9 protein-coding genes and 1 tRNA gene are annotated in these 7697 nt (G+C 50.9%); 6 read left to right on the plus strand and 4 right to left on the minus strand.

From position 1 onward, the window contains the following. Positions 1-36 precede the first annotated feature (36 nt). From tsaB to IOQ59_RS18340, 4 genes are read left to right on the plus strand one after another with little or no spacing between them, the layout of a single operon-like run. Positions 37-726 (plus strand): tRNA (adenosine(37)-N6)-threonylcarbamoyltransferase complex dimerization subunit type 1 TsaB, encoded by a 690-nt coding sequence (tsaB, locus tag IOQ59_RS18325; protein ID WP_193954920.1) that lies wholly within the window; start codon positions 37-39, stop codon positions 724-726. A gap of 3 nt (positions 727-729) precedes the next feature. Further along, on the plus strand, positions 730-1530 hold the full coding sequence (locus IOQ59_RS18330; protein ID WP_193954921.1) for an undecaprenyl-diphosphate phosphatase: 801 nt from the start codon (positions 730-732) through the stop codon (positions 1528-1530). A 56-nt stretch (positions 1531-1586) separates the two neighbouring features. Beyond that, complete coding sequence (locus IOQ59_RS18335) at positions 1587-1892, plus strand: hypothetical protein (RefSeq protein ID WP_193954922.1); 306 nt, start codon at positions 1587-1589, stop codon at positions 1890-1892. 45 nt (positions 1893-1937) lie between these two features. Continuing rightward, entirely contained in the window at positions 1938-2726 is a 789-nt protein-coding gene (locus IOQ59_RS18340) for a class I SAM-dependent methyltransferase (protein ID WP_193954923.1), read from the plus strand. Positions 2727-2763: 37 nt separating this feature from the next. Here IOQ59_RS18340 and plsB read toward each other — a convergent pair whose 3' ends face one another. After that, complete coding sequence (plsB, locus tag IOQ59_RS18345; protein ID WP_193954924.1) at positions 2764-5040, minus strand: glycerol-3-phosphate 1-O-acyltransferase PlsB; 2277 nt, start codon at positions 5038-5040, stop codon at positions 2764-2766. Between the two features lie 25 nt (positions 5041-5065). Then, entirely contained in the window at positions 5066-5275 is a 210-nt protein-coding gene (locus IOQ59_RS18350; protein ID WP_193954925.1) for a SlyX family protein, read from the minus strand. 190 nt (positions 5276-5465) lie between these two features. On the opposite strand from IOQ59_RS18350, the gene IOQ59_RS21485 reads away from it, so the two are divergent. Then, positions 5466-5921, plus strand: a complete 456-nt coding sequence (locus IOQ59_RS21485; protein WP_193954926.1) for a cold-shock protein — start codon at positions 5466-5468, stop codon at positions 5919-5921. A gap of 23 nt (positions 5922-5944) precedes the next feature. Here the strand turns inward: IOQ59_RS21485 and IOQ59_RS18360 are convergent, their stop codons facing one another. After that, positions 5945-6562 (minus strand): DsbA family protein, encoded by a 618-nt coding sequence (locus IOQ59_RS18360; protein WP_193954927.1) that lies wholly within the window; start codon positions 6560-6562, stop codon positions 5945-5947. Beyond that, positions 6562-7431: a DUF72 domain-containing protein gene (locus IOQ59_RS18365; RefSeq protein WP_193954928.1), complete on the minus strand. Its 870-nt coding sequence runs from the start codon at positions 7429-7431 to the stop codon at positions 6562-6564. The genes IOQ59_RS18360 and IOQ59_RS18365 overlap by 1 nt, the downstream gene beginning before the upstream one ends. Positions 7432-7623: 192 nt before the next feature. Here IOQ59_RS18365 and IOQ59_RS18370 point away from each other — a divergent pair. Continuing rightward, positions 7624-7697: transfer RNA gene (locus IOQ59_RS18370), tRNA-Met, on the plus strand.

The following is a 7697-nucleotide window of genomic DNA, read 5'->3' on the forward strand; positions in this document are numbered from 1 at the left end:
TAGAATCCGCCCCTTGTCTGTAAACAGGTTTGAGTCATGCCCAAGATTTTAGCGCTGGATACGTCCACTGATGCTTGTTCTGTAGCGTTGGATGTTGATGGTGAAGTAAAACAGGATTTTCGGATTATCCCCCGTCAGCATACGAAGCAGCTGTTGCCGATGGTGCAGCAGATGTTGAGCGATTGTGGTCTGAACGTGTCAGATCTGGATGCTATCGCTGTAGGTCGTGGGCCGGGTTCATTTGCCGGCATTCGTATCGCAACCGGGGCCGCTCAGGGTCTGGCGTTTGCGGCTGAGCTACCGATGTTGCCGACCTCCACACTGGCTGCGATCGCATTGCGTATCTATCGCGATACGGGGGCAGAGTTTATTGTGACTGCGCTGGATGCGCGGATGAATGAAATCTATTGCTGTGCGTACCAGATTCAGAACGGTCTGCCGGTGGCTCTGATGCCTGAAACAGTGTGTGCACCCGGTCAGTTGCAGTTGCCAGAGGAATCGCAGCATTGGACGGTAGGTGGCAGCGGCTGGTGCTATCTGGAGGATATGTCCGCAGAGGTGCAGCAAGCCGTGACACCATTAGAGGATACGGTGTATCCGGCGGCGGCAGAGATTGTCACATTGGCGTTGCAAGATTGGGAAGCAGGGAAAGCCGTGCCGCCAGAAGAAGCGCTGCCGGTTTATTTACGTGATCAAGTTGCATGGAAGAAGAAGGACCAACAGTAAGTTATGGATTGGCTACAAGTTACGATTCTCGCTCTTATTCAGGGATTGACCGAATTTCTACCGATCTCTAGTTCTGCTCATCTGATTCTGCCGTCGCAGTTATTTGGCTGGGAAGATCAGGGATTAGCGTTTGATGTGGGGGTGCATGTAGGCACGTTGAGTGCTGTGATGTTGTACTTCCGCAAAGATATCGTGACGATGATTGGTGCCTGGCTGAACTCCCTGCGGGGACGCATGAGCCCTGAAGGTTGGTTGGCCTGGTATGTTGCACTGGCGACCATTCCAGCAGTGGCTTTTGGCTTGGCGATCAATGACATCATTGATGTTTATGGCCGGTCTATTTTGGTTATCGCAGGTACAACACTGATTTTTGGCGCACTGCTCTGGTGGGCTGATGTTAACCGTACCGAAGTGCGTCCGCTGGAAAAAATCACGCTGAAAGATGCAATGATCATTGGCGTTGCGCAGGCAGTGGCTCTGATTCCGGGGACTTCGCGTAGTGGTATTACAATTACCGCAGCGCTGATGCTGGGTCTGGAACGGCAGGCCGCAGCGCGTTTCTCCTTTCTGTTGTCGATCCCGGTGATTCTGGGAGCTGGTATGCTGAAAGGTAAGGAATTGATGGAGACGGGGACGGATGCTCAGTGGGTCATGGTGGCAGGTGGTGCTGCGATCGCTGCTGTGAGTGCCTACAGCTGTATTCACCTCTTTCTGAAATGGCTGGATCGTATTGGCATGTTGCCATTTGTGATCTACCGTTTAGCTTTAGGCGTTGCGTTGCTGGCGATCTATTTTATGGCCTGAACCGGGCCATCGAATCTCCAGAGCGTTTGGGTCATTAACCGAAACTGAGGAATCTGATGCAGGTAGGTGCGCATAACTCGCTGCAGCCGTTGTCTGTTTTGCAGAAACAGCGTCCGGCTACGCGTCCTCAACCGGTACAGACGCTCAATGATAGTCAGCGGTTGGATGCCAGTCGCAAAACTAACTACTCTGCAGCATTGCAGGGTGAATACGTACAGCGTAGTTCGCAGGGTGAATCCTTCGAACACCTTGAGGGTATAGGACTTTCGGTGCGCTCTGCGTTGGAAACATACGCTGAAACCGCCAGCTTTCAACCACGTTCTGCGAGTGGTGAGCTGGTGGGTGTCGATCTCTATGTCTGACCTCTATTTTATATTGCCGCTCTGTTCTACTGACCGAATCTACCTATGACTGAAAATACTCTGGCTGTTTTACTGACCGATCCTTCCTGTACAGAACGTGCAGAGGCGCTGGCGGCTGAAATGTCATGCCCCCTGCTGACAGCGGCGGAGGAAACAGACCGCTTTGAAGTGCTGTTACAGGTGGGGCTGGATGGTCTGAGTTTGCAGGCGACAGGAAAAAAGGCACCTGGCGCCATTAAAGCTGATTTTCTGGCGGGCGCAACGGCGCACCGGCGAAAGTTTGGCGGTGGTAAGGGGCAAATGATAGCCAAAGCCGTTGGTGTAAAAGGTGGTGTGCGTCCGCAAGTACTGGATGTGACTGCGGGTTTAGGCAAGGATGCGTTCGTACTGGCCACACTGGGCTGTGATATGACCTTGGTGGAGCGAGCACCGGTGATTCATGCGTTGCTAAAAGACGGGTTGGAGAGGGCTGCTGAAGATTGGGATGTAGCTGAAATTGTTGATCGAATGCAGCTGCATCATGCTAACAGTATCGAGTGGATGCAGGCACAGCATGCCGCCGGTGAGTCGTATCAGGTGGTGTATGTTGATCCGATGTTCCCGCACAACGATAAATCGGCGTTGGTGAAAAAGGAGATGCGGGTATTTCGTCCGGTAGTGGGGGATGATACCGATGCGGAGCAGCTATTAGAGGCCGCGATTGCCATCGCAGAGAACCGTGTTGTTGTGAAGCGACCGCGCAAAGCACCTACCATCGGTGATCGCGCGCCTAGCTTTCAGCTAGAAGGAAAATCCAGTCGCTACGATATTTACACGCTGAAGAAGTTGGTCTGATCTGCCTGTGCTTCCTTGTTTCACATGTTTTACCTTTCTAACCGGCGCTTCCCAGTTTCTGATCAATACTAACGATCAGGTGTGGGCGTAAAACCTTACGCGCCAGTTTAAATAATGGGCTGGGGTCCTGGTTCAGGTGAATGCGGCCGTCCGTACTGCCGAGCAACTCATGAGCCCGGGCTTGTTCAATAAAGCTCTTCAGTACCCGTTTATCCGCATACTCTCTCGATTGAAATCCGTAGGTTCGGTGGATCATTATCGCCAGTCGCGCACTCTGACTGATGAGGTCGTCCTGGCTGATCTGTTGGTAACGATCAACAATTCTCAGAACAAGGTAGTAACGCAAAAGAATGGGTTCTGCCGTCATTTGTAATATTTGGCTGGTGGAGGATTCAGGTGCATGCCAGTGTTGCTGGTGGTTCATAAGCAGTGCGTTGTCGTGCAGCGTGTCCCTAACACTGCGCAGCGTCTTCGTGAGATTGTCTTTGTGCCAGGGCAGTGTCAGTTCAGCATCCAAAACCGGATAGAGCTGGCTGAGTAGCCGGCTGATGAGCTGGGAACGGCTGCCCTCAAGACGCCTTACCATCAGCAGGTATAAGCCGGGCAGGGCGAGCAGATGAAGTAGGGTGTTGCGGTAGAAGGTCAGCGTTTGGGCCTGTTCTTCACTAATAGAGACTTGATCTTCAGCAATACTGATTTGCTGATAGCGCTGTGCCTGTTCTAGCCATTGTTCAGGCGTTTTATCGGGAAGACGCAGTGCCAGCCCAGGCAGTTGGCTGAGCAGTTGTATTAATGCCTGACACTGCTCGATCAGCGGCTTTTTGGTGATATGGCGAGACGGTGTTGCCAATAGGCAGGTAGCGAGCAGGCTGATTGGTAATAGCGATGCTGAGCGGTTTATCTGACGCAGGGTCATCTGTCCCAGCTTAGCGGCCTGATCTGCAGCCGGTTGATCTATTTTCACATGATCGGCCAGCAATATCGGTTCGCCAATATTCAGGTGGGCCCCGCCGTAGCGTTTACCCAGCAGGGACAGTGCTGACAGGCTGCTACCGAGGTTTTCTGTTTGTTTGGGGCTGCCGGCTAATTCCGCCTGATATCCCTGGCCCTCCATCAAGCGGTCATACCCGATCCACACCGGGATGATCGCTAAAGGAATATTCGGCGTGGCCTGGTATGACTCAATGGTCATGCGCAGTAGTCCTGTGCGGGCATGTAAAAGCCGTCCGGTGCGACTGCGCCCGCCTTCAATAAAGTACTCCAGCGCGTGGCCGTGATGGCTCATCGTTTCCAGATAGGTTTTATACAAGGTGTAGTACAGCTGGTCCCCTTTGAAGGAGCGACGCATAAAGATCGCACCGCCACGGCGTAAAATAGGGCCAATGACCGGGAAGTTCAGGTTATCACCCGCGGCGACATGAGGCAGCATCAGGCCTTTCTGATGCAGCGCCCAGGAAAGGGTGACATAGTCCATATGACTGCGGTGGCAAGGGAGGTAGATCAGCTGGTGAGTCTGCGATAAGCGGCGTACTTGTTCGGTGTTGTGTAGCTGAATTCCATCCGGGTATAGCCGTTTAGCGATGGTGCTGACAACGGCGTTTAGCATGCGGGCAACGTTAGGGCTGAAATCTGCGGCGATGCTATCCAATATCCGCTGACTTTCCTGTTCCGCGCTGAAACGATTTATCCCTTGCTGTTCGCAGTATTGATCTAAAGTGGACTGAACGTTTTTATGTTGCATGATCTGCTTGAGCAGCGTCCGGCGATGCGACAGATCAGGCCCAAGTACGGCGCGTCGGGTAATTTGAAAGTGAGTACGCAAGACACGGGTGAGCTTACGGCTGGCTTCCTCAATGGAAAGCTCCTGCAAGGTGTCGAGTAATACCGGCTTATCGGCTGACACGAGTGTCTTGCGGCCATTCAGGATGATGCGCAAGGCACGGGTGATGGGGTTCCCATGCGTCCAGCTTTCTCCAAATAGTGCGCGTACCAGGCTTCTTTCGCGTTTTGGCAGGTGGCCAAAAAAAACGGATACCGGGATCAACCGGATCTCTATATCAGGATTGCTGCGCTGCGCTTTGATCAGCGCATACAGATCTTCTCCGAGGGGCTGCTCACCTGCGGAATCGGCAAACAGTAATTTGCTTTCATCGATTGCAGGCAGCAGGTTGCGCAGCACCAGCGGAAGACTGCTGCGCTTATGTTCCAGAACGAAATAGGTATGGGGACCGGTCGCGAGTATCGGTTCACCAATAATCGAGGGTTTAACGAACAGTTTCAGCAGCCACTGCTGTAGGGGTGCGCTCCAGTGCATGATGCCCGTCTCCCGTTTCAGGAAATCAATAATGTGGTGGCGGTGGTTCGTCTTCTGCTGAGCTTAAAGGATCACCGCGCATAGATTCAAGGTTGCTGCTGATGATCTTGACCATTCGGGTGAGCATCTCAATTTGCTTTTCCTGATGGGCCATCTCGGTGCTCATCTTATCGATGGTGTCTTCCTGGAAAGCGACACGGCTTTCCAGTTCAGTTAAACGTTCATCCTGTGACATGGATTACCTCAAATACCTCGGAAAAAGGGTATACCGTCATAGTTTATATCCCCTTAGTTTAAATTAAATTGGGTATTTATGACTTAAGCTGTTGAATAAAAGAATCAAATTGATTATATGTGTGGGGTTAATGCTGTTTGTTAGCATTGTTTCATTAAAAACAAATAAAGACGAGTTAAGAGATAGCTAAATGAGTGGTAATAAGCTTATCCGATGTGTTGTGATCAGTGCTTTAGCTGCCGTACTGTTGCCCGTTTTACTGGGTGCTGTCGGTGGTATTGAAGTACCAATGAGTGTCCCTGTTCTGTTAGTTGTGTTTGTTGTAGCGTTGGCGAGTACTTTATTTGCGTCCATGGGAGTCGCAACTGCACCGGCATCTGGGCATGTTCATGCGCAGTCTGGTGCGGAAGAGACCGACCTGTCTGATGAAGACGATGGTCGTGAAATGGGTACTGTTAAATGGTTTAACGTCTCCAAAGGGTTTGGTTTTATTACCCGTGATAATGGCGACGATGTATTTGTTCACTTCCGCAATATTCGTGGTCGTGGTCATCGCTCTCTGGCTGAAGGTCAGAAAGTACTGTTTAGCGTTCGCGAAAGCGACAAAGGTTTACAGGCTGAAGACGTTTCTGTCGTTCGTGCCTGATAACTGCCCGCGGGGATGGACTCTCATCCCCGCATTATTTCCTGCTTTAATTTCCTTTCGACCGTTTCCCAATCTGAATAACCGAGACTGATCGGTACCAATGTGTTGTTGTCCGTAGCCAGATATAAACTTGGAAACCCGTTTGCACCTATCTGTCGGCTCAGCTTTAAGTGCTGTTGCAGAAGGGTTTCAATGGACTCTGATTCCATAAGCTGAATAAACGTATCTTCATCCAGACCCAGATTTACCGCAATGTTGGACAGTGTTGATATATCTGAAGGGTTTTTAGCGTCCAGATAATATGCCTGTTGAATTGCGTTGATCATATCGCTGGTGCAGCCTTCTCTGAGCTGTTCGGCGGCTAATACCGCGCGGCAGGCAGGATAAGTACTGCGTCGTGGTTGGCAGGTCGTCCAGAAGTCATGATTGAAGGATGTGCCGGTATGTTGGTTGATATGCCGCCAGGTTGATTGAATGGTCTGTTGTAGTGGCTGTGGCATCGGTGCATCTGAATCCGGTGCAAGTCCACCCATCAAATACTCGACCGAGATGTCCGGATACTGTTGCTGGAGTTGCTTCATTGTTGGTGCAAAAGCCCAGCACCAACTGCACATTGGATCCATCACATACAAAAAATTCATCAGAATAAAGCGCTCTGTTGCTGTTGGGAATCAGGCCAGTCGGTAAAACACACCTGACCGGGACGTTCTGCTTCTAGCTTAGCTGCAAATAGGCGGGCAACATCCGGGGCTGATCGGTTATCTGGAGTGTGCAGGAAGATGTAAGGGCTACGTCCCTCATCCAGCCACTGTACAACCTTGTTAATCCAGGGGTTCAGATAGTTCGTACTGCTTTCCCAATTCATCGCAGTAATAAAACGAACCATCGGTTGCATGCCTGTCGCTAGCACATGCACTGGCATATTGGGTTTGGCTCCTAATGCTTCTTGTGTTGCATGGTCTGTTGTCGGGTGGTTAAACAGCGGTCGGGTATCAAAGGTGGTGCGATTGATTCCTGAATCCAATAGTAAGCGGTTGAAGTCGCGTTCCCGATCGTCTTTTTTGAAAAAACCGATGTTACGTACCTCGATACTGTAGTTGAATCCCGTGGGTAATATGCTGAAAAACTCCTGCAGTTGAGGCAGATGTTGTGGGCTAAATGTTTCAGGCAATTGCAGGCATAACAGGCCGAGGCGGTCTTCCAGTTTCTGCATGCAGTTGAACAGTTCAGTCAGCTCTTTGTCGCAATGACGAAGTTGGCTGAGATGGCTGATTGTTTGTGGAAACTTGAAACAGAAGCGAAACGGCTCGGTCGTTTCTGACAGCCAGCGCTGGATGGCATCCGTACTGGGTAAACCAAAAAACGTAGTATTACCTTCTACAGAAGAGAAGTAGCGGGCGTATAAGCCCAAGGGATGAGACTGGCTGTTGCCAGCCAGAGGACCATCTCCCCAGTCAGGGTGATTCCATTGAGGGAGGCCAATATAGCAGCGAGGGGCGTTATCTGACACGTGTTAGCAATTCTGTTGGGTTTAATATTACTTCTAACGCAAGGTATCAAAATGGTGGATAAATTCCAGCATTCCCTTGGCAAATGAATCGACGGAAATAGAGTGTTTTTTGCACTGCAGCACTTAATTTAACTTTTTTAAAACAAAAGGTTGTTATTGATGTAACAGCTCTATAATATACGCCCCACGTTGATGCGGGGTGGAGCAGCCTGGTAGCTCGTCGGGCTCATAACCCGAAGGTCGTCAGTTCAAATCTGGCCCCCGCT

This window comes from Pontibacterium sinense, from assembly GCF_015209595.1.
In the GTDB taxonomy this organism is placed as follows: domain Bacteria; phylum Pseudomonadota; class Gammaproteobacteria; order Pseudomonadales; family Balneatricaceae; genus Pontibacterium; species Pontibacterium sinense.